The sequence below is a fragment of the Oryzophilus luti genome (genome assembly GCF_059726245.1).
This window is the reverse complement of the sequence record NZ_AP040874.1, coordinates 748,914-770,856: the sequence shown is the minus strand read 5'-3', so window position 1 is coordinate 770,856 and position 21,943 is coordinate 748,914. Positions and strand designations below refer to the sequence as shown.

Sequence of the window (21,943 nt, the reverse complement as noted above, 5' to 3'; positions counted from 1 at the left end):
ATGAAGCGGGTGCGCCGCCTTGGGCGCACCCAGTGCCAATGCTTACGCCGTGAACGGATCGCGCTTGTCGGGGTTGATGCCCAGCTCGGTGATCGCCTTTTGCACCTCGGCGGGCTTCACGTGCCCGGCGCGCATCAGCGCCGAGAGCGTGGCCAGCACAATGTGCTTGGCGTCCACCTCGAAGTGGTCGCGCAGAGCCGCCCGATCCTCGCTGCGTCCAAAGCCGTCTGTGCCGAGCGCCACAAGCTGGCCGCCGGGCACCCATTGCGAGATCGATTCCGGCATGGCTTTCACGTAGTCAGAGGCCGCAACAAAGACACCGTGCACATCCTTCAGGCTCTCGCTCACAAACGGCACCCGCGCCTTCTCCGCCGGATGCAGCATATTCCAGCGCTCGCAGGCGTTGCCGTCCTTGTAGAGCTCCTTGTAGCTCGTCACGCTCCAGATGTCGGTGGCCACGTTGAACTTTTCTTCCAGAATTTCCGCGGCTTTCAGCACCTCAAGCATGATGGCGCCGGAGCCGAACAGGTTCGCCCGTAGCGCTTCGTGCTTCTTCGTCTGCTTCTTCTCCGAAGCCTTGAAGCGATACATGCCGCGCAGCACGCCCTCGCGGACGCTCTTGCCCTCGGGCATCGGCGGCTGCTCCCACGGCTCGTTCATCACCGTCAGGTAATAGAAGATGTCTTCCTGCTCCACGTACATGCGGCGAATGCCTTCCTCCACGATGGTCGCAATCTCGAAGGCGAACGCCGGATCGTAGGAGAGCAGGTTCGGCACCGGATAGGTCAGCAGGTGGCTGTGCCCGTCCTGATGCTGCAACCCCTCGCCCGCGAGCGTGGTGCGGCCGCTGGTGCCGCCGCACATGAAACCGTGCGCGCGCTGATCTCCGGCGGCCCACACAAGGTCGCCCACGCGCTGCAGGCCGAACATGGAGTAGTAGATGAAAAACGGGATGGTGTTAATCCCGTGCAGCGAATACGCGGTTCCGGCGGCGATGAACGATGACATCGAGCCGGCTTCCGTGATGCCTTCTTCCAGAATCTGCCCGTCCTTGGCTTCCTTGTAGTAGAGCAGCGTATCCATGTCCACCGGCTCATAGAGCTGGCCCACGCTGCTGTAGATGCCGACCTGGCGGAACAGCGCCTCCATGCCGAAGGTGCGCGCCTCGTCCGGAACCACCGGCACGATGAGCTTGCCGATCTGCGGGTCGCGCAGCATCTTGGCAATCATGCGCACCAGCACCATTGTCGTGGAGACCTTGCGGCCCTCGGTGCCCTTGTTGAACTCGTCGAACAGCTCGTGGTCGACCGGCTGGAGTTTCTCTGCCCGCACCTTGCGCTGCGGCATGTAGCCGCCAAGCAGCTTGCGGCGCTCCTGCATGTAGGCAATTTCCTGGCTGCCGTCCGGCGGACGGTAGAACGGCGCATCATGCAGTTCCTCGTCCGGAATCGGGATGCCGAAACGCGAGCGGAAGATGCGCAGCTCTTCGTCGTTAATCTTCTTCTGCTGGTGCGTGATGTTCTTGCCTTCGCCGCTCTCGCCCAAGCCATAGCCCTTGATGGTCTTGGCCAGAATGACGGTCGGCGAGCCGGTGTGCTCCATGGCCGCCTTGTAGGCCGCGTAGACCTTGATGGGGTCGTGTCCGCCAAGCCGCATGCGAGCCAGCTGCTCGTCGCTCAGGTGCTCCACCATCTTCAGCAGACGTGGATCGGTGCCGAACAGGTGCTGGCGGAAGTAGGCGCCGCTCTCGACAAAGTATTTCTGGTACTGGCCGTCGGTGATCTCGCCCAGCCGCTTCACCAGCAGGCCGTCGCGGTCGCGCTGAATGAGCGGGTCCCAGTCGCTACCCCAGATGACCTTGATGACGTTCCAGCCCGCGCCACGGAAGGCCGCTTCCAGTTCCTGAATGATCTTGCCGTTGCCGCGCACCGGGCCGTCAAGCCGCTGCAGGTTGCAGTTCACCACGAAGATCAGGTTGTCGAGCTTTTCGCGCGAGGCCAGGGTGATGGCGCCCAGCGATTCCGGCTCGTCCGTCTCGCCGTCGCCAAGGAAGGCCCATACCTTGCCCTGCGTCGGCTTCTTGAGGCCGCGGTTTTCGAGATACCGGTTGAAGCGCGCCTGATAGATGGCCTGGATGGGGCCGAGGCCCATCGAGACCGTCGGAAACTCCCAGAATTCGGGCATTAGCCACGGGTGCGGATACGACGAGAGGCCGCCGCTCGGGCGCGTCTCATGCCGGAAGTCCTCAAGCTGCTGCTGCGTCAGGCGGCCTTCCAGAAAAGCGCGCGAGTAGATGCCCGGCGCGGCATGCCCCTGAAAGTACACCATGTCGCGGTCGCCGTCCTCGGTGCGCGCGCGGAAGAAGTGGTTGAAGCCGACTTCATAGAGCGTGGCCGCCGAGGCAAACGTCGAGATGTGTCCGCCAATGCCTTCGCTGAGCTTGTTCGCCTTCATCACCATGGCCAGCGCGTTCCAGCGCACCAGGCTCTTGATGCGGCGTTCGAGCTCCTGGCTGCCGGGGAACGGAGGCTGCTTGGTGGAGGGAATCGTGTTCTGGTAGGGCGTGGTTGCGGAGAAAGGCAGGCGGTACCCGGCGCGGGCGGTGTGGAGTTCGAGCTGTTGCAGCAGACGGCCGGCCCTCTCCGGGCCTCCTCCCTGCTCCAGCACGTAATCCAAGGAGTCGAGCCACTCGCGTGTTTCCAGTACTTCCAGGCCTGCGTCACGCTGATCCGTATTGTTCACTGGGCGTCCCTTTACTTTGTTTCTGAAGAATGGCGTCGTCGAACGATCTGCTCGAACGGAATAGTGTAAGACCCAAATCGCGGAAGGTATAGTCCCAGCCCGGCGATGATGGCAAGGGAAATACGATTTCCACAACTCCATTGCGGTGCGGCATGGTCGCGGCGGATGGTGGGCACCCGTCCACGCTGGAGTGCGCCCGGAAAAGGCGCAACTGCTTTCAATTTAGATGCTTGCTTGCGCCGGGAAGACGCAGAACTCTCTGCCTCCCACCCGCTCGCGCCCCCACCACGGCCCCGGCCGCCAATGTCGGAATTCTATCCGCGAGCGCAGCCTCGGCTCAAGCGGGCAGAATATGAAGTGAGCTCCCATGCCACCGCGCAATGTGTCCACAAACTCAGAGCAGATCCGCTAGTTGCTGCGCAGTCAGCATGTCGACGCGGTAGGTCTCTTTCAGCCAAGCTCGATTATCATCATCAAATATCGAGCGTCCCATTGCGGATCGCCCATAATCTTCAGTACAGAAATAATCATTTCCAAAAGCAATGTGTGCCGCCACCACGTCGCCATCGGCAGATTCTGCAAAGGCCTTCTCAATTCGTCGCATCTCTTTCTTGAGATTTGATTTGCGCGCGTGTTCATACACACCATCGATGAGTGCAGCATCAGATAGTCCCTCTGGACGCTCTGTGCTGAGCCGGTCGGTAAATTCTTTCGCTAGTACTACTAGCATTCCACTACCTACACCTCTTGATTCGATGTTGCTGACAACGCTTCCAAATTTCTCATTGTAGTCTGCGGTTGCAAAAACCTCCGGAGCATAACTTTCGGGGGCATTAAACAGAGGCGGCGGAATAGGAACTCCGATATAGGGAGCAGTCAGCAATTTCATCCCAATCGACTTGGCTTGGCTCAATTGCTCTTCAAATTCTCTACCCAGGCCCGGGTGAAGACTGTGCCGAGTTTTGAGGTTGATAGCCATGCAGATCATCCCATTCCCCACAGGCTGGCTTGTCACCTCAACTTCCGGTGTGTTCTGTGCAAGAAATTTTGCCCTATTCGTTTTCTTTATGGCTTCTACTGTCCCAAAACTTTCGCAGATGAATCCCCGGACAAGCCCGCTCCGTATTGAGTTGTTGATCTTCCTATACGCCGCATACTTTGGGTCGTCTAGGTATCGCTCTGGAAAAACCATCCTCGTCCAAACTTGCGTATCAAATGTCACCTGCAAAGTAAAACCTCCTCTTGCCACCGCCAATCCACGCGAAGACAGTCACGCCCGCGAGTGAGCGTCCTCTCCGAATCAAGCCCCTCGGCCTCGCGCTCGCTCGTCTACTGGCGGGCCAGCCACGCGCACAGCGCGGCGTGTGCTTCGCTCGATGGGTCGAGGTAGTCCATGTGTCCCGCCGCTGACAACTCCTCGAACTCGACCATGTCGCCGGCGTCCCTGGCGGCGCGGACGTATGCGCGGGCCATCTCGACCGGAACCGCATCATCCTGCCTACCGTGGATGACAAGCTGCGGGATGCCCAGCGGCACCAGTTCCCGGGGCGAGGCCAGCTTGTACCGTGACGGCTGTTCTTCGGGCGTGCCACCCAGCAGTTCCGCAACCGCGCCACCGCCCAGCTCCAACTCAAAGGCGCGCGCAAGGTCCACAACCGCTGCCTGCGCAACCACGGCGGCAAGCCGGACGCGGGGTTCCGCGCTGCCTGCCCCGCGCGCACCCAAACGCGCCGCCGCCCACAGGGCAAGCTGGCCTCCCGCAGAGTGACCGATGGCGATGACACGAGTCAGGTCAAGGTCGACGCCTCTGGCGGCTAGCTCCGCTAGATGCCCGATGCCCAGCGCAACATCGTCAAGCGTGCCGGGCCAACCACCGGAAGGCTCTCCCAGACGGCTATACTCCAGGTTCCATACCGCAAAGCTTCGCAGAGCAAGGTCCTGCGCAACCGCCGCCATCTGTCCGCGGCCATACGGCATTCGCCAGAATCCTCCATGCAGAAGACATACCACGGGCGGGTGGGACGCGGCAGGGAGATACAGATCCCCTTCGTGGGAGTTAAGTGGTCCGTAGCGTTCTGTGCGCGGGGCAATGTTTGCCATGGCTCCAGTTTAGAGGAGGTGTCTTCTCCGGCGGGCGGCCTGTTCTTGCGCGCGGCTTGCAACTCTCAGGCTGCTGACTGCATTCACGACAGCCCGTGAATTGGAACTGCGCCAACTCACCGGGCTTCCGGCGGGAGGAGATCAGAAACGGTACGAGATACCGGTTCCAATTTGGCCATTTCGACGCCAATCTGTGCTGTTAGGAAGGTCGCTCCCCTTGTATCGCGTAAGAGTCTGACCAACATCAAGCCTTAATGCGACGTTCCGGACGGGGTAGTATTCTCCGACGATTCCGAAGTACTGCGTAAAGTGAAACACCCTTCCGTAGCGAAACTCATAGGTTGCACTATTCATGCCGGTAATCGCTCGCCCAAAGCTAAGATAGCCTGGAGCCGTTCTTACAAGAATGCCTGCTCGACGGGATCTCCACCCTGCTTTAACGCCGAAAAGAGCTTGGGTTGCACGCCCGCCATACAGGTTCGTAGCGCTGCTTCCTGTGCCCTCAGGAAAGATGTTCCACTCGGCTTCTATTCCGACAAAACGCCCTGCGTTATATGTCCCGCGAACTCCCACCCCAGACTTGGTTACGTCACACCCAAGGCACGAACTGGTTGTCTGAATATGCGAATTTGCAGTGTATTGCGCTCCAACCTCGAACCTTGGGACAACCCGCTCTTGCGCCGAGGCAAAAAATGTTACCAACAAAACGCAAGTGATAACGGTCCCGTTTCGTCTGTTCACCTTTTCACCTCGCTTTGAAGTACCACAAATGAAGCAACGTCGTTCTTCCGCGCAACAGACTACTCGCCGCAGCCTTCCGGTGCGAATGAATTGTTGGACGCTGCCAAAGCTCGGCGTCAGACGGCTGGCGGGCGCTTTGCATTTTCCTTTGCCGGGCTGTAACGTTTCATGGGCTGGCTGCATTTAACAGTTAGCGGAAGACGGAACGCACCGGACCGCACTGGAGTGATCATGGAAATTATTGTCGAACACTTGGGAGACGTGCAGTTTGAGATCAAGGCACGGCAGCACACCGTGCTCAGCGACCAGCCGCCCGAGAACGGTGGCTACGACGAGGGCATGACGCCACCCGAGCTGATGCTGGCCTCGCTCGGCTCCTGCGCCGGCTTCTACGCCGCCGCCTACCTGAAGAAGCACAAGCTGGCCACCACCGGCACCCGCGTCCACGTGACCGCCGACAAGGTGAAGCCGCCCGCGAGGCTCGACAATTTCCGCATCACCGTGACCGTGCCCATTGAGCTGACCGAGCAGCACAAGAAGGGCGTGGAAGACGCCGTGCACCACTGCCTCATCCACAACACGCTGCTCCAGCCGCCCACCATCACGCTCGACGTGGTGCAGGCCCCGGCGGACGCCAAAGCCTAACCGAGCCGAAACTTTTCCTGATCTCCAAATGCGTCGCGCAGTGATCGTCATCACCGTGCGGCGCATTTTTCTGTCTGCGGGACAGTGGTTCCTTTGGTACCTGAACCCGGCTGTTTTTGCCAAAAAACCAGTATCCACGCGTCCGGGTTGGGGCTATGATTTCCGGCTGCGGAGAATTGCGCTTCACCGCGGCACGATTCGGTAGCTCTCAGCGGAGGGAAACCACCATGTTTGAAGAGGAACTGGAGTTAGAGAAAAAAGAAGGTTCGTCGTTCGGCCCCCTCATCATTATCGTCTTGCTCGCAGCCTTGCTCGTTGGAGGTGCAGGCTTCCTCGTTTACCAGAACCGTCAGACCCTTACGTCTGAGCAGGCAACCCCGGTGGTTTCCTCAATGCTCGCCAAGCAGGGATCGTCCACTGTCCTGTTCCACACCGGGACCGTCGTTTCCAGCGTTGCGGATAACCCCGATGACCCGCACTACCGGCTGCTGGAGAAGGCCGGCATCATCAAGACCGCCAAGGACAAGAAGAGCAACAAGCTGAAGGTGACGATGACGCCCGATGGCGAAAAGATGCTCGCCTCGCTCCCCGGCGTGATGAAGAAGACCGAAGCCGACGACTCCATCGCCTACACCGTGCCGCTGGCCAGCCGCAAGCTGGTCTCCATCGACAAGATCAATAAGGTCAACCCAAACCGCTTTGAGATCGACTACACCTGGGAGTGGGCCACCAACGCGCTGGGCGACAAATTCGACGCCTCCAGCGACCTGGTCAAGGGCTTCAACAACTGGGACCGCTCCAAACTGATCGACAAGCATGGCGTGGCCTTCTATCACGCTGGCCCGGTCAAGGCCTCGATCACGCTCGACCGCGCCGGACGCGGCTGGAAGACGGCCACCGACTAAGCAGCTTTACTCCTCAAAACATCAAAGGGGGACCGCAAGGTCCCCCTTTTTGATTGCCCTGAAATGTGCTCGCAAAGCAAAACCCGCGCAAGCCTTGGAGCCTGCGCGGGCCACCGCCGTTTCCCCACCATCAGGCGGCTTTGATGAACTGCACGTCCAGCGTGATTGTCACTTCCTCGCCCACCAGGATGCCGCCGGTCTCCAGCGCGGCGTTCCAGTTCAGGCCGTAGTCCTTGCGGTTGACCTTGGTGACGCCACTGAGCGCGACGCGCAGGTTACCCCAGGGGTCCTTGCCGGGAGCGCTCGGGCCTTCCACTGCGAAGGTCACGGTGCGGGTAATGCCGTGCATGGTCAACTCGCCTTCCACCGCCAGTTCGTCATCGCCCTTCCTGGTCACCTTGGTCGACTTGAAGCTCAAAGTCGGGAACTTTTCCGCGTCAAAGAAGTCGGCGCTCTTCAGGTGCGCGTCGCGCTGCGGCTCGCGGGTATCCACGGTGGAAACCTCAACGGCGGCTTCAATGCTCGACTTCGTGACATCTTCTTCATCCAGCTTCAGGGTGCCGGAAACGCCGGCGAACTGTCCCTTCACGTTGGAGATCATCATGTGCTTCACTTTGAACTCGGCAACGGTGTGCGCGGGGTCGATGGTCCAGGTGCTGACTGCGGTCTGTGTGGTGGCTGCTGTGCTCATGTTCTTTATCCTTTTCCTTTCTATACCCTCTTAGATACACCATCACGATATTCGTTGCAACAATTTTTATGTTTTGGAAATGACTCCCCCTCCCCGCCAGGAAGGTGGTAGTGTTCTTCTATCGCCGGACACTCCGTGCAACAGCTTGGACGGGGCGGCAGCCCGTTCGACCGGCGTACTGCCACACAACTTATTTGCTGGACAACTTACGGAGTCATCTCATGATCTGCCGCACTCGCCTGCTCGTGTGCCTGTTGGCCGCGAGCACAATCTTCACCTGCAGTTGCAACTGGTTCACACCCAAACCTATCGCTTTGACCATCTCGCCCTATTCGCGCGTGCAGCGCGTGCTCGGTCCGGGCGGACAGATGGACTTCACCGCCGGAGTGCTCAACGACCACGCTAATGCCGGTGTCCGCTGGTCGCTCTTGCCTCAGAACTGCGGCGCGCTCGCCAACCAGACGGCGCAGGGCGTCAGCTTCCTGGCACCGGCACAATCGGTGCATGAGAGCTGCACGGCCACCATCACGGCCACCTCGATCACCGCCCCCTCGCAGTCACTGTCGATCACCGTCATGGTTCCGGCCATCGAGATCGCCTTCACCCCCAAGCAGCCGGAGCTGGTGGCTTCGGGTACGGTCTTTGACCTCTCCGCCGAAGCGCAGTACGACACGGCGCACAAGGGCGTCAGCTGGCAGCTCGATAACGACTGCGGCAAGCTGACGAACGTCACCGACACCAGCGTGGTCTACCACGCCCCGGAGAAGCGTCCGAGCGGTTGCACCGGCAACATCATTGCCACCTCTCTCAGCGATCCCGGCCGCTCCAAGGCCCTGCCGGTGGCCATGCTGCCCTCACGCCGCATGGCCCTCGAGTAGCGCATCCGGCTTCACACATCTGCACCAGCCCCGCTCTACCGAGCGGGGCTTTGTCGTTTGCAAGCTCCCTGTTCACCCCGCATCCTTCCCGGAAAAGCGACTCCGGCCCGGACTCAACAACTTGCCAGCAGGTAATCGTCCTCTGGATTGGCCGATTCTCAGCATCTTTTAACCGGATTCTCCACTAGGTCGTAGCACGAATGAATCAAGTACAGGACGTTTTTGCCGATGAACTGTTGTGAACAGGGAGGCCCCAATGGACAGTCCGAAGCCCACACACACGCAGTACCAGACCGCGCAGAAGGCCCCTGTCCGTACTCTTGGCGCCGGCGTTCACTTTCTATCCATGTCAACTCTGTTCGTCACGCGGGGAAACGGATTGGTGCGGCGCTGCCCTCTCGTTCTTGATCGGCCAGGCAGATCTTCTCAACGAAATTTTCTGATGGGAGGCGTGGACCTGACCTTCCGCGAAAGGAGCCGCGCATGCTGAGCCCCGCGCTGAATGAAGCTTTCCGGGTACCGCCGGAGGCGATGCTCCCCAGCCCGCTCCCCTGTGAGCCATTGCCACCGCCGTCGCCGCTCCTCGAGGAAGGCGAACAACGCCCCCCGCTGCTGGATGCCGCTGAGCGCGAGGCGCTCATTCTGGCTCACATGGAAGACGTAAAGCAGGTTGCGCGCGGTATTGTGCGGCGTCTGCCAGCCAGCGTGCAGCTTGAAGACCTGATCCAGGCCGGTACACTCGGCCTCATCGACGCCGCCCAGCGCTACGACCGCAACCGCGAAATGCTCTTCCGCCAGTACGCGCGCATCCGCATCACCGGCGCCATCTTTGACAGCCTGCGCGAACTCGACTGGGCTTCGCGCTACATGCGCACCCGCCAGCAGAAGCTGGAAACGACCTCGGCCATGCTGGAAACCCGGCTCGGACGCTCGGCAAACTCCGAGGAACTGGCCGAGGCCATGGGCATGGATCTGGACAGCTTTTATGAGTTCGCCACCACCGTGCAGGAATTGCAGCGCGTGGAGATCGACGCCGAACCCACCGAGGAACAGTACTCCGTGCGCGAGCAATTGGCCGCTGACCCAGAAAATGCTCCCGATGCGGTCTTCTTTCAGAATGAGGAACGCGACCAGCTTCGCGAGGCCATCGATAAGCTTCCGCGAGACGAACGGGCCGTCATGTTCCTCTACTATTACTGCAGCTGGACAATGGAAGCTATTGCCCAGGAAATTCAGCGAACCGAGTCGCGCGTTTCGCAGATCCACGCCCGCGCGGTGGCACGGCTGCGCCAGCGTCTGAAACCCCGTCCCGTACCCCAACGGACGGTGAGACGCCCAAGCAAGCTGGTCAAGTCCGGCCCGCGGATTCAATAGGAGGCCCTCGAGGTGCGCCCCATGCTGTGTGACGGTCCCAAGGTTCTGGTGGTGGATGACGATGCTCCGCTGCTGCAGACGATGATGGATATTCTTCAGCCCGTCTGTGCCGAAGTGCTCGGCGCGCGGCAGGTGGATGAGGCCATGTCCGTGCTGCAACGTGAACCGGTCGATGTGGTGGTAACCGACCTTTGCATGCCCGGCGAACGCGGCACCGCTCTGCTGGAGCACGCCGCGCGACATGGCAATGACCCGGCGGTCGTCATCGTCTCCGGCAACCCCAACCTGAATGACGCGCTCAAGGGCGTGCAGCTGCGGGCCTTCGACTTCCTTCTAAAACCGTTTTCCCGCGAGGAGCTGCGCATGGCCGTCACGCGCGCCAGTGCCGAACTCAGCAGCCGGAGGCGCCTCATCTCGCTGGAAGATGTGCCGGGGTCCGAGCATGTGCAACTGGAGACCCTGGTGGCGGCGCTCGATGCCTGCGAACATGAGACGTGTTCCCACTCCATGAGGGTGCGCGACTTCTGCTTCCACCTGGCCCGCATGGCGGGCCTACCCGCAGAACAACTGCCCCAGCTCAGCCACGCCTCCCTGCTACATGACATTGGAAAGATCGGCATCCCGCCCTCGATCCTCTGCAAGCCGGGCCGCCTCACTCCGGATGAATTTGAAGTGATGAAGACGCACGTCACCAAGGGGGTACGCATTCTGGAGCGAGTGCCCTCCCTGCGCCTCGCCATTCCCATCGTGCTCAACCACCATGAGAACTACGACGGCACCGGCTATCCCAACGGTATCGCGGGCGAAGAGATCCCCCTCGCAGCACGCATCTTCTCCATTGTCGACACCGTGGACGCCATGACCAGCGACCGGCCTTACCGCCGCGCACTCAGCTTCGAGCAGGCCTACGCCGAGGTGAAACGCTGTGCCGGACGCCAATTCGACCCCTGCCTGGCGGACATCTTCCTTCACATCCCGCCGGAAACCTGGGACGGAATCCGCACCCGCGCTAATGACGCTGCCGGTTCCGGATGGCAGACACTCTGCTCGGCCCTTCGCAGCGGCCCTTCCATTCCCGCGCATTCCACACGCGACTCCAACGATGGCTGGCAGGCCGTGATGTAGCATCTTCCGGGTACGCCGCCGCTCTGGCGCGTTCCAAAACTGGACTTTTCACTCTCTATTTGTTCATTGGCAATGAAATCAGCATCCTAGAGCCACATTTCTCCCCCGGACACGCCCGCTTTGCCCTATATTCAACTTGATTCCCAAAATGGTTCCATTTTGGAAAGCAGTGTTTCGTCTTAGAACAGACCAGAAATGCGAAAGATGTACTGTTCCGGAATACCGAACGATATTCTTAACTTTCGCTCGCGCGGAACCATGCAAGGCGCAAGGCATCCCACGTCGGTCAAAGTGACGAATGAATAAGCCTGTTATGTCGTCCGAATCTGCCACAGCAATGGCCCATCGAATCCGGCCCGCTTCCATGAGCCCCAACGGCTCCCCGTTGCAGGGGACCAGCACGGGCAGCAAACCTGAGCCTGTGCCTCACCTGCTCATTGTCGACGATGATCGCCCCATCCGGATCGCCTGTGAGACGATCGCGCAAAGCGTCGGTTTTGAGACCGCCGCCACCGAGGCGGGCGATCAGGCGCTTCGTATGCTGGAGGCCAGCCCCTTTGAGGTGTTGCTGCTGGACATACGCATGCCCGGCCTCGGGGGGCTTGACGTGCTCGAAGCCGTCAGCGTGCGCCATCCGGAACTGGTCGTCATCATCATGACCGGCTATGGCTCGGTCACCTCGGCCGTGGCGGCCATGAAGAAGGGCGCCTACGACTACATCACTAAACCATTTCATGTCGAAGAGCTGAGAACTCTGCTCCGCCGAGTCTCCCGGCACCTGAAGCAGGACGTGGACAGCCGCCATCTCAGCCGCCAGATGAGTGGTGAAGCTGGATTTTCCGGCATGGTTGGGCGCACCCCGGAGATGCAGCGGTTGTTCCGGGTATCGGCTCGCGCCGCGCAAAGCTCGCATCCGGTGCTCATTCATGGAGAGCCCGGCACCGGCCGTCAGCGGCTGGCTCAGGCCATCCACCTCCACTCTGCCAACCGCTCCCAGCCATTTCTCTGGCTGGACTGCGGCGCGGTGGCCCCGGAGACACTTGAGTGGGAACTGTTCGGTTGCAGCAAGGCCGCAGGCCACAATTCCGGAGGCTCCCATGAAGGGCTCCTTGAGGCGGCCCAGGGCGGCACCGTTCTGCTCAAGCAGATCGAGCTGCTTTCGCTGGAGATGCAGACGCGTCTTCTGAGGGCCTTGCAGGAGCACGAGTTCCTGCCTGCGGGCGCACCCAAGCCGGTGCCACTGCGGTCACGGGTACTGGCAGCCTCCTGCGCCAATCTCGATCAGGTGGTGGCCGCAGGCCAATTCCGCCAGGACTTGTATTACCGGCTGGGCGTAGTCAGCATCAACATTCCACCGCTACGCGAACGCCGGGACGACATCCCCGTGCTGGCGCGCCAGTTCCTGGCCGATAACTTCGAGCGCACCGGGCGGCATCATGCGCTGGCCGAAAGCGTGGTCGACCGTCTGATGGATTACGAGTGGCCCGGCAACGTGGCGGAACTCGAAGCCTGCATGACGCACGCCTGCACCGTTGCGGCCTCGGAGCAGATACGCATGTTCGACCTTCCCTTCACGCTCTCCCGTTGGCAGCCGCCCGTGGACCTGTCGCATGAAGAACATATTCCGACGCTCGCGGAAGTTGAGCGCGACTGCATCCTGAACACAATCGAGCGGCTCCGTGGCGACAAGTTGAAGGCGGCGCGGGCGCTCGGCATCGGGCGGACCACGCTCTACCGCAAGCTCATGGAGTACGAACAGCACGTGCCCAAGAATCGCAAAGTGGAAGCCCCCGGCACCGGGTTCACGAGCTGACCATGACTAACACACAGGCTCCGGCTTCGGCCTCCGCGCTGGCGGAACTTGCCGAAGAACTGCTGCAAAATCCGCTGCTTGGTATCCTGCGCGCCTCTGCCACAGGACAGGTTCTCTCCGCCAACGAGACCTTCTGCCGCCTGGGCGGTTATGAGATGCCTGCACTGGCTGGCCTCCGCCTGGCCACGCTCTGCACCGACCCCACGTGGCAGTTGCCTTCGGCCCGGCAGCCGACCCTTACACGCCAAACGCGCCTGCTCCGTGGAGACGACTCCACCATCCCGGTGCAATTTGTCGCCCGCTTCCTGCCGGAAGCCGGTGAAATTCTGGTGATGGTCCGGGAGATGATCGATGCCTCTGCGGGCGATGCCGCCCAGGCGCGCGAGAAGCAGACGCTTGCCCGGCTGACCAGCAGCATTGCCCATGACTTCAGCAACGTGCTGATGGTGGTGACAAGCTTCAGCGAGTTGGCTCTGGAGCAGATGACGGCGCGTGATCGCAACCGCCCGGCCATCGAAGAAGTTCGCCAGGCTGCGCAGCGCGGAACCACCATCCTCCGCACGCTGCTGGAAGAGAGCCGCAGCGCCGCCATCGGCCCGGACGCCATCGACCTGAACCAGTGCATCCGCGAATCGCTCGCGGTCGTCAACGGCGTGGTTCCCTCCACCGTCGCACTCATTTTTCATCCAGCCGCTGAGCTGGCTCCCGTCCGTTGCGATCCCGGCCAACTGATGCAGATGCTCCTGAACCTCTGCATCAACGCCCGCGACGCCATGCCCGAAGGCGGCAACATCACGATCTCCACCGAGCCTTGCCATCTGGATGAAATGCTCACAGTGAACCAGACCGTGGCGCTGCCCGGTGACTACGCCATGCTGACCGTCTCGGACACCGGCTGCGGCATGCCGGAAGAGATGCTCACGCACATCTTCGAGACCTTCTACACCACCAAGGCCGGAGGCAAGGGCACGGGACTGGGCCTTTCCACGGTGCTCACCATCGTCAAGCAATACGAGGGAGCCATCCGCGTGGGGTCGGCGCAGGGACACGGAACCAGCTTTGAAGTCCTGCTGCCGCTGGCACAGAACCGTATGGCTCCCCGCGAGTCCGCAAAATAACAAAGGCCGCAGATTGCTCCGCGGCCTTCTCCCTTCATGAGCCTTCCAAACTACCGCTTGGGAATCGGCGGGAAGTTCAGCGGCGTGCCGTCGAACAGCGACACGCACTCTTCGTAACGCTTTTCGCCGTCATGCACGGCAAAGCGGCGGCGCGCGCCGCTGCTGCTGTGGCTCCACATGGAGACGCCCGCGTAGGCGCCATCGTTGCGCAGCACGTAGAAGATCATCTGGATGTAGCGCAGCTTGCGCATGTCATTGTTGTAGTTGCGGGCAATGCGGCGCATCGCGTCCAGACCGGCCTCAGCCGGGTCCATGCCGTGGCGCATGTTCTCCACAATAGTGTGCGCACCACAGACCTTGATGTTCTCTTCCCCGTTGCCGGTGGCTCCGGCCGAGCCGGTGTCCTGATCGCAGTAGCAGCCGGCGCCGATGATCGGCGAGTCTCCGGCGCGACCGGGAATCTTCCACGCCAGGCCGCTGGTGGTGGTGGCGCTGCTCATCTCGCCTTTGGTGTTGATGGCCGAGCAATTGATGGTGCCGGTCGGAGGATTGAGCACGTGGTCAATGGCACGCGCGCGCAGCTCGGGCGAAATGCCGAGATCGGCGGCGACTTCATTCAGCCGCTTCACGCGGCGCTCCTGTAGGCTCGCGTGCGTCTCCTCGTCCGGAAACTTGTAGTTCGGATCGGCCAAGCCGGGGCCCCACCAATCCTGCGTGCTCATCGTCTCTTTCCACAGCAACCAGGTCTTGCGCGACTCGTCGGTGAGCAGGTTCTCCTTGGGGAAGCCGTGCGCGTAGGCAAAGCGCTCGGCGCCTTCGCCCACCAGCATCACGTGTCCGGTGCGCTCCATCACGGTCTTGGCCAGCCGCGCCACGTTCTTGATGTTGTGCACACCAGCCACTGAACCGGCGCGGCGCGACGGCCCATGCATGCAGCAGGCATCAAGCTCAACCACGCCCTCTTCATTCGGAAGGCCGCCGTAACCCACGCTGGTATCGTTCGGATCCTCTTCCGGCCCGCGAATGACTTCGATCACCGCATCGAGCGTGTCGCCGCCCTCGCGCAGCAGCTTGTGGGCACGGTCCAGGTATTCATACCCGTTGCCCGCACAGATAATGACCGGACGCTTCCACGCGCGGTTCGACTTCTTGCTCTCTGCGGGCTTGTTCTCCGCAGTGGCCTTGGTTTGCGCATGCAGCGCCAGTGACGCAGAGCTGAGCGCCGCGGTCGCCAGAAAATCACGCCGGGAAAACCCCATGAGTTCCTCCAATAGCAATGTGGGTGAGGATAGAAAGACTTGCTGCTGAGGATACCACCATACGCCAAGGGCGAAGCAGCGTCCTTCGCGGATTCCGCACGAAGGAAGAAATGGCGCGCCCGCAATGTGGCGGCTTCAAAAGAGACACGATCTTCGCGCTACGGGTGCGCCGTCTCCGTTCCGCCGCTGAAAATGCAGTGCCCGAAGGTATCGCAGTCAATGTAGCTCTGTGCGTGGTTCGTCTTTCCGTTGACGTAACTGTTGCCGTCAAGCCGCAGCCCGTTGACACCCGCGCCAAAAATCGCCTGCTGCAGCGTCATGTTGCTGAGAGTGACGCCGGAGGCCTCAGCAATGGCCAGGGCACCACTAGCCGGATTGGCCGCCACGCTCCCGCCGAGGAAGATGACGTTGCGCGGCGCCTGCCCTTTGCCCTGCTCTCCAATGGAAACCGGCGAGCCTTGGTTTTCAAAGTAAACATGGTCGAAGGCAAAGCCGCTGATGGGCTGCGCGAGCCGTGGCAGCACCACACACACGGCGTCATCGCCGCAATCCACATTGCGCAACGCCACGTTGCTTGAGGCAGTGCCCTCCAGCCAGACGCAGGCCGCGCCTCTGGCCCGCCCGGCATAGCATTGGCTCGCCTCCAGCACGGTGTTGCTGGCGTCATCGAGCGTGAGCGCCGCGCGCGAACCAGCCGCGCCCTGATTCAGGTTCAGTGCGCGCAGAAGCGTGTTCCACGCGTGCCGGAGCACGACACCATTGTGCGCGTAGTTGTAGATGGAAAGCCTTGAGAGTTCACCCGCCGTGTAGCTATTGAGGGCAATGCCGTCGGCCACACCTCCGCCATCAAAGCCGCAGCCTTCCACCCGCCCCCAGATCGTGTTCGTGTGCGAGCCGTCGCCCGCCAGGTCTCCCAGTTGCAGCAGCGCGGTGCCGGTGCCGGTGGTGGGCGCGGCGGCCTTCATCGTCGCCGACAACGGGTGGTCACACAGGAGATTGAATTTGGTGGCCTTGTCGTAGCCGCTCACCTGAATCATGGGCAGGACGTGGCTCGTCCACAGTACCGGCCCGAGCAGCACGGTCACCGGCTTGCCCGTGATGCGCACGGTGGCCGAGCAGCTTTGCGCTCCGTCATAGGCGTGCAGGTCTATGACACCGCCGGTCGCGGGCAGCGCATCAAACGCCTGCTGCAGACGCACGCAAAGATCGGGCGCAGTGCTCTGCGCCATCGCCGCCGGCATTGCGACCGCCAGCAGCGCCAGCACGGCCAGGTAGTGCATCCCGCGACGGAAAATTTTCAGCATCAGCGTTGCTCCTGCTTCTGTCGTGCACTTCACTCCGCCGGGGAGAACCTCGTTCCACAAAAGTCGCGGGCGGAAATGCGGATGATTCTCTCACCCTGCGTGCAAAAGCAAAAGCCGCCACCCGGGGGCGACGGCCTTCACAGTTCCATTACAGCCTGACTCCTAAACCTGCACGGTCACGCCATCCTCGCTGCGGATCACCGGATGGTAGAGCGTGTCGCGCTCGAACGGCACGCGGCCCGCCTCGGTGATAAGCCGTATGAGGTCCTGCCGCGAGAGGCCCTGCGGCGTGGTGGCTCCGGCATCGTGATAAATCTTTTCTTCCACCACCGTGCCGTCAATGTCGTCGGCGCCAAAGCGCAGCGCAATCTGCGCAATCTTCGGCGTCAGCATCTGCCAGTAGGCCTTGATGTGCGGAAAGTTGTCGAGCACCAGGCGCGCCACGGCAATCTGTTTGATGTCGCTCATGCCGGTCGTCCACGGCAGGTGCTCCAGCACGGTGTGGTCCGGGTGGAAGGAGAGCGCGATAAACGTGTTGAAGCCGCCGGTCTCATCCTGCAGCGAGCGCAGTTTGAGCAGGTGGTCGACGCGGTCCTCATCGTTCTCAATGTGCCCGTAGAGCATGGTGGCGTTGGTCTTGAAGCCGACCTGATGCGCCACGCGCGCAATGTCGATCCACTCGCTGCCGTTGATCTTGTGGTCGCAGATGATGGCCCGCACGCGCTCGGCGAAGATCTCCGCGCCGCCGCCAGGCATCGAATCCAGCCCTGCTTCCTTCAGCTTCTCCAGCACCTCACGCACACCCATCTTGTAGAGCTTGGCGAAGAAGGAAATCTCCACCATGGTGAAGGCCTTGACGTGCACCTGCGGATAGCGCTGCTTGAGTCCGCGCACAATGTCGAGGAAGTACTCGAACGGCAGTTCCGGGTGCAGGCCGCCGACGAGGTGAAACTCGGTCACGGCTTCGGTGTAGCCGCTGGCCGCGGACTTCCAGATGTCATCGAGCGCCATGGTGTAGGCGCCAGGCTCACCCTTCTTGCGTCCAAAGGCGCACAGGCGGCAGGCGGCCACGCAGACGTTGGTGTGGTTGATGTGGCGATTGACGTTGAAGTACGCCACATTGCCCCACATGCGCTCTCGCACGTAGTTCGCCATCCAGCCCAGGGCCAGGACGTCTCCGGTGCGGTACAGCGCCAGCGCGTCGTCGGCATCGAGACGCTCGTGCGCCATGACCTTCTGGTAGATGGACTCAAGCCGCGGATCGTCCGTCTGGAACGGATGACGCGGCGCAGTGACGGGGTACTGTTCGGCAACGGTTTTCGACATCACAGAAGATGATATCGCAATCCGTGGTTCGGACGGGCAGGAAGAACGCCGGCCGCGGCGTCCGGAGGGAACGTTCAGAGCTGTTCCCTGCGGGCGTGCAGCCGTCCGGGCTGGCTACGGTTGGCCCAGAGTGGAGGGCCTGGGAAGAATGTTGTCCGGCGTATCCAGTTCGTCCCACGGAATGGCTGGGGGGTAGCGGCGATAGAAGCAGGGCAACATGCGCGCATCCGAGTACATATTCCAGCCGACGGGAGTGCTGCGGTCAGCGAACCAGAACACACCTTCGGTCACACAGTAGATGCGCGGATTCTGCCTATCCAACTCGGCCCTGACGGCCTGCGAGAGCTTTTCGTAGGTCATTCCCGGCAGCCCCATCCAGTGCAACTCCTCAGCCATTACATGCAATCCCTGCGGACAATGCTTGGCCGTCAAACGCTCCAGCACCCAGTCCATGGCGGAGGCATTTACCTTGGGGAGTACGCCCGCCGGAGCTGCGTAAGCATTGCAAAGGCAAATCCGGCACGCTCCATGGACGCCCATGCGAGCCGGAAGCGCCCGATGGTCGCGCTTTTCGTGCCCACACTTACAGATTCCACCTGACATGTGGCCTGCTTTCTACGCGGACGTCTGCGACTCCGCGTTCTGCAACGAGCGGGGGAGATCCTCGGGCTTGTACTCGATCCCGTTTTCGACCATGGCGGCCGCCACTTTGACCAACGATGAGCGACGCGTGTTCAGGCGCTTCAGTTCCTTGCCACGGGCTTCCTCGGTATCAAACTTCTCCAAGGTCTGGCAGTAGGAAATCTTGCGGTCGTACAGAGAGATTTCCTGGTGAAGATCTTTCAAGTGGTACTTGTTCTGTGGATGGGTTGCCATCAATTACCTCCATGCGCATGCCTCACGGCCATGCGCGGTCAATCCGGCCTAGCCGCGGCTGGCCGGGGTCTCAGCCTGCGCCACGCCAGATTGGGCGGCGGCCGCAGCCTGTTTGCGCTCCTGTGCGCGTTTACGACGCAACAGTTTCTGTTTCCGCAAGCGATTGAAACGGGACTTATCTCCGGAAATAGCGGACATGGTGGCTCCTTTGAGGGGAAAAAGGCAAAAGACATGGCCCACAGCCAGAACGGCTGGACGACGGTCTCTGCTCTTTGGCCGGGAAAGACTTACGTGAGGCAACAGGGCGGAAGAGGATGGAGCGAACCTGCTGCGATAGATTCATTCTACGCTGATTTGAGGCAATTGTCGCCGGTAGAATGCGCAAGCTCCGGCGTGAGAGCCGTGCACAAAACGACGGCAATGCCCCCACAGATGGCACACGGCTCCACCGCGGGGAGGATTCCGTGAAGTCACGTCCGGTGCAGGTCTGTTTTTCTAGCGGCGCAGATACACGTCCACCAGCACAAAGCCGAGCAGCGCCACGCTGATCAGGCCATTGGTGGTGAAGAACGCGGCGTTCATCCGGCTCAGGTCGTTGGACTTCAGCAGAGAGTGCTCATAAATGAGCAGCAGTCCGGTGATGACCACGCCCGCGATGCCCACGGGGCCGAAGTGGAAGGCCACCACCATCCAGGCGAAGAAGACGTAGGCGATGACGTGGAAGACACGCGCAATGCGCAGCGCCACGGCAATGCCGAAATACTGCGGCACGGAGTTAACGCCGTACTTTACGTCGGACTCGTAGTCCTGGCAGGCATAGAGCACGTCAAAGCCCGCTCCCCAGAACATGACCGCCGCCGTCACAATCAGCGTGCGCGCATCAAACGAGCCGCGAACGGCGATCCAGGCTGCCGTGGGCGCAATGCCCATGGCCAGGCCGAGAAACAGGTGCGCCCAGCGCGTGAAGCGCTTGGTGTAGCTGTAGCCGCAGATGATGATGAGCGCCGCCGGAGAAAGGTAGAACGAGAGCGGGTTCAGCCGCCATGCCGCAAAGATCATGATGGCCGCCGTGGCCACCGTGAAGCCCACGACAAAGCCACGCGAGAGCAACCCGGCGGGCAGCGCGCGGGTGCGCGTGCGCGGGTTGTGCACGTCGATTTCCGCGTCCGCCCAGCGGTTGAAGGCCATGGCCGCCGAGCGCGCGGCAACCAGCGCGACAAGAATCCAGCCCAGTTGGCGCAGCGGCGGAAAGCCTTGCGCGGCCAGCACCATGCCGGTCAGTCCAAACGGAAGGGTCAGGAACGAGTGTTCCCACTTGATCATTTCCAGCGTGACGCCGGTATTGTGAGCCAGGCTACGAATGAAAGGCACGGTTGAAGGACGCTCCCCGGGGCACACACCCCGTCGGCCATTTTACCGGAGCGCGCGCCCGGCGGCGAATCCGCCGGTGCTCTACAATCGCAGGCATGGCTCGCCACAAGGAAGTGGAAATCAAGTTTCTGGTCCCCGACATGAAGGCCCTGGAGCAGGCGCTAGCTGCCAGCGGCTTCACCCTCGAGACGCCGCCGACGCTCGAGCACAACACGCTCTATGACCTTCCCGACGGCATGCTGCGGCGCAAGCGCGAGGTGCTGCGCCTGCGCCGTTACGGCGACCAGTGGCGGCTCACGCACAAGTCCAAGGGCGTGGCCGCGCGGCACAAAACACGCACCGAGCACGAAACGGCGGTGGCCGACGGCGCGCGCATGGCGAGCATCCTCGAAGCGCTCGGCTACCAGCCCGCGTTCGTCTATGAGAAGTTCCGCAGCGAGTGGAGAGATGGACGCGGCGAGGTTGTGATCGACCAAACGCCAATCGGCAACGTGGCGGAGATTGAAGGCTCTCCCCGATGGATTGACCAGACGGCAAAGAAGCTTGGCGTGCGGCTTGACGACTACATCACCGACAGTTACGCTGCGCTGTTCCTGGCCTGGAAGCAGCAGACGAAGAGCACGGCGCAGAACATGACCTTCCGCGAGTGCGGCACCCGGAAGCCCCGGGTGAAGAAGTAGGACGAGTTTCGAGTTTCAAGTTTCAAGTGTGGGAGGGATCGCATCTCAGGTTAACCGCGCCGAATACAGGCGCGGCAAACCTGGGGCACCTGGCCGCTGCTAAGGCACCCGCGTTCCCTCTGGTTGCACGGTGCATTCCTCGTTGTCAGCGGCTTCTCTACTTTGCGGTCTTCAGGCTGAGGCGCTCCAGTTCCAGCAGCACGCGGCCAAACTCGCGCGTGAGGCGGTTGCCGCCGGTGCGCTCGAACTCCTCGCGCAGGGCGCGGAAGTAGCGCATCTGGTCCTCGGCCGGACGCTTGAAGCGCGCCCACACCGCCGGACCCACCAGCCGGAAGTCTTCCAGCGTGGCGCGCGCGTTGTAGAGCTTGTCGGCCGCAGAGATAAGCCGCACCTGCGGAGGCTCGGACTTCAGCCGCTCAAGATACGCTGACTTGCGCTCGTGCCAGGGGGCCTTGCGCTCGTCGGCGGCCACAAGGCTGTCGCTCAGCCCCTCCACCATGCGCGAGACTTCCCCGCCAAACTGCACGGTAATCTCCTCGAGCCGCACGCGCCCGCCGTGGTCTTCGGCCACGTCATGCAGCACGGCGGCCAGCACCATCTCCTCGGTGACGGGGAATTCCACGTAGCCATGCTCGCCCATGACGAGGGCCGCCACGCCGATCAGGTGCGCCATGTAAGGGACACTGGTTCCCTTGCGATGCTCCGTGTGGTGTCGCCGGGCATACTCCACCGCCTCCGTGAAGCGCACGGTCAACACCAGCGGCGGCAGATCAGGAATCATGACGCTCCCCTGCTTGAGAGGGGGATTGTAGGCACAGGCGGGGTGCGGTTGCAAGCGAGGGGAGGAACTTGATTTGCCAGTTTCAGGTTTCGAGTTTCAGGTTTCAAGTTTTGGCGCTCATTATTGAAGCGTGGGCGGAAGCGTATCCCCGGTTAGCCGCTAACGGAAGGCGCCGAACCTGGGACACCCGATAAGCCGTGGCGCACACAAATGA

Annotated in this window: 21 protein-coding genes; 8 read left to right on the top strand and 13 right to left on the bottom strand. The window is 61.6% G+C overall.

The window, feature by feature from the left end; genetic code table 11:
- Nucleotides 1-42: 42 nt before the first annotated feature.
- The 4 genes from aceE to AC6IZO_RS03315 form a co-directional block, all read right to left on the bottom strand.
- Nucleotides 43-2,742 (bottom strand): pyruvate dehydrogenase (acetyl-transferring), homodimeric type, encoded by a 2,700-nt coding sequence (aceE, locus tag AC6IZO_RS03330; protein ID WP_497807994.1) that lies wholly within the window; start codon nt 2,740-2,742, stop codon nt 43-45.
- A 394-nt stretch (nt 2,743-3,136) separates the two neighbouring features.
- Complete coding sequence (locus AC6IZO_RS03325) at nt 3,137-3,721, bottom strand: hypothetical protein (RefSeq protein ID WP_497807992.1); 585 nt, start codon at nt 3,719-3,721, stop codon at nt 3,137-3,139.
- A 350-nt stretch (nt 3,722-4,071) separates the two neighbouring features.
- Nucleotides 4,072-4,842 (bottom strand): alpha/beta hydrolase family protein, encoded by a 771-nt coding sequence (locus AC6IZO_RS03320; RefSeq protein ID WP_497807990.1) that lies wholly within the window; start codon nt 4,840-4,842, stop codon nt 4,072-4,074.
- A 141-nt stretch (nt 4,843-4,983) separates the two neighbouring features.
- Nucleotides 4,984-5,766 carry an outer membrane beta-barrel protein gene (locus AC6IZO_RS03315; RefSeq protein ID WP_497807988.1) on the bottom strand — a complete coding sequence of 261 codons (783 nt, stop codon included), beginning with the start codon at nt 5,764-5,766 and terminating at the stop codon, nt 4,984-4,986.
- 48 nt (nt 5,767-5,814) lie between these two features.
- Between AC6IZO_RS03315 and AC6IZO_RS03310 the strand changes: the two genes are divergently transcribed.
- Nucleotides 5,815-6,228 (top strand): OsmC family protein, encoded by a 414-nt coding sequence (locus AC6IZO_RS03310; RefSeq protein ID WP_497807986.1) that lies wholly within the window; start codon nt 5,815-5,817, stop codon nt 6,226-6,228.
- A gap of 227 nt (nt 6,229-6,455) precedes the next feature.
- On the top strand, nt 6,456-7,133 hold the full coding sequence (locus tag AC6IZO_RS03305) for a hypothetical protein (RefSeq protein ID WP_497807984.1): 678 nt from the start codon (nt 6,456-6,458) through the stop codon (nt 7,131-7,133).
- 130 nt (nt 7,134-7,263) lie between these two features.
- Here AC6IZO_RS03305 and AC6IZO_RS03300 read toward each other — a convergent pair whose 3' ends face one another.
- Nucleotides 7,264-7,824, bottom strand: a complete 561-nt coding sequence (locus tag AC6IZO_RS03300; protein ID WP_497807982.1) for a YceI family protein — start codon at nt 7,822-7,824, stop codon at nt 7,264-7,266.
- Between the two features lie 221 nt (nt 7,825-8,045).
- Here AC6IZO_RS03300 and AC6IZO_RS03295 point away from each other — a divergent pair, with 221 nt between their 5' ends.
- The 5 genes from AC6IZO_RS03295 to AC6IZO_RS03275 all read left to right on the top strand — a co-directional run bounded on the left by AC6IZO_RS03295 (nt 8,046) and on the right by AC6IZO_RS03275 (nt 14,132).
- A complete protein-coding gene (locus tag AC6IZO_RS03295) occupies nt 8,046-8,702 on the top strand; it encodes a hypothetical protein (RefSeq protein ID WP_497807980.1) in 657 nt (218 codons plus the stop codon).
- Between the two features lie 483 nt (nt 8,703-9,185).
- Nucleotides 9,186-10,076 (top strand): sigma-70 family RNA polymerase sigma factor, encoded by an 891-nt coding sequence (locus AC6IZO_RS03290; RefSeq protein WP_497807978.1) that lies wholly within the window; start codon nt 9,186-9,188, stop codon nt 10,074-10,076.
- Nucleotides 10,077-10,097: 21 nt separating this feature from the next.
- Entirely contained in the window at nt 10,098-11,201 is a 1,104-nt protein-coding gene (locus tag AC6IZO_RS03285; protein WP_497809916.1) for an HD-GYP domain-containing protein, read from the top strand.
- 364 nt (nt 11,202-11,565) lie between these two features.
- Entirely contained in the window at nt 11,566-13,014 is a 1,449-nt protein-coding gene (locus AC6IZO_RS03280; RefSeq protein ID WP_497807976.1) for a sigma-54-dependent transcriptional regulator, read from the top strand.
- A gap of 2 nt (nt 13,015-13,016) precedes the next feature.
- The gene (locus AC6IZO_RS03275) at nt 13,017-14,132 is read left to right on the top strand and encodes a two-component system sensor histidine kinase NtrB (protein ID WP_497807974.1); all 1,116 of its coding nucleotides are present in this window, start codon (nt 13,017-13,019) and stop codon (nt 14,130-14,132) included.
- Between the two features lie 50 nt (nt 14,133-14,182).
- Here the strand turns inward: AC6IZO_RS03275 and AC6IZO_RS03270 are convergent, their stop codons facing one another.
- The 7 genes from AC6IZO_RS03270 to AC6IZO_RS03240 form a co-directional block, all read right to left on the bottom strand.
- Nucleotides 14,183-15,391, bottom strand: coding sequence for a glycosylasparaginase (locus tag AC6IZO_RS03270; RefSeq protein ID WP_497807972.1), 1,209 nt, complete (start codon nt 15,389-15,391; stop codon nt 14,183-14,185).
- A gap of 158 nt (nt 15,392-15,549) precedes the next feature.
- Nucleotides 15,550-16,695, bottom strand: coding sequence for a hypothetical protein (locus AC6IZO_RS03265; protein ID WP_497807970.1), 1,146 nt, complete (start codon nt 16,693-16,695; stop codon nt 15,550-15,552).
- A gap of 162 nt (nt 16,696-16,857) precedes the next feature.
- Nucleotides 16,858-18,021: an aminofutalosine synthase MqnE gene (gene mqnE, locus AC6IZO_RS03260; RefSeq protein ID WP_497807968.1), complete on the bottom strand. Its 1,164-nt coding sequence runs from the start codon at nt 18,019-18,021 to the stop codon at nt 16,858-16,860.
- Between the two features lie 114 nt (nt 18,022-18,135).
- The gene (locus AC6IZO_RS03255) at nt 18,136-18,474 is read right to left on the bottom strand and encodes a hypothetical protein (protein WP_497807966.1); all 339 of its coding nucleotides are present in this window, start codon (nt 18,472-18,474) and stop codon (nt 18,136-18,138) included.
- Between the two features lie 162 nt (nt 18,475-18,636).
- A complete protein-coding gene (locus tag AC6IZO_RS03250; protein WP_497807964.1) occupies nt 18,637-18,897 on the bottom strand; it encodes a hypothetical protein in 261 nt (86 codons plus the stop codon).
- 48 nt (nt 18,898-18,945) lie between these two features.
- Complete coding sequence (locus tag AC6IZO_RS03245) at nt 18,946-19,095, bottom strand: hypothetical protein (protein ID WP_497807962.1); 150 nt, start codon at nt 19,093-19,095, stop codon at nt 18,946-18,948.
- Nucleotides 19,096-19,392: 297 nt separating this feature from the next.
- On the bottom strand, nt 19,393-20,268 hold the full coding sequence (locus AC6IZO_RS03240; RefSeq protein ID WP_497807960.1) for a UbiA-like polyprenyltransferase: 876 nt from the start codon (nt 20,266-20,268) through the stop codon (nt 19,393-19,395).
- A gap of 95 nt (nt 20,269-20,363) precedes the next feature.
- Here AC6IZO_RS03240 and AC6IZO_RS03235 point away from each other — a divergent pair, with 95 nt between their 5' ends.
- Nucleotides 20,364-20,948 carry a class IV adenylate cyclase gene (locus tag AC6IZO_RS03235; RefSeq protein ID WP_497807958.1) on the top strand — a complete coding sequence of 195 codons (585 nt, stop codon included), beginning with the start codon at nt 20,364-20,366 and terminating at the stop codon, nt 20,946-20,948.
- Nucleotides 20,949-21,105: 157 nt separating this feature from the next.
- Here AC6IZO_RS03235 and AC6IZO_RS03230 read toward each other — a convergent pair whose 3' ends face one another.
- Nucleotides 21,106-21,729 (bottom strand): HD domain-containing protein, encoded by a 624-nt coding sequence (locus AC6IZO_RS03230; protein WP_497807956.1) that lies wholly within the window; start codon nt 21,727-21,729, stop codon nt 21,106-21,108.
- Nucleotides 21,730-21,943 lie beyond the last annotated feature (214 nt).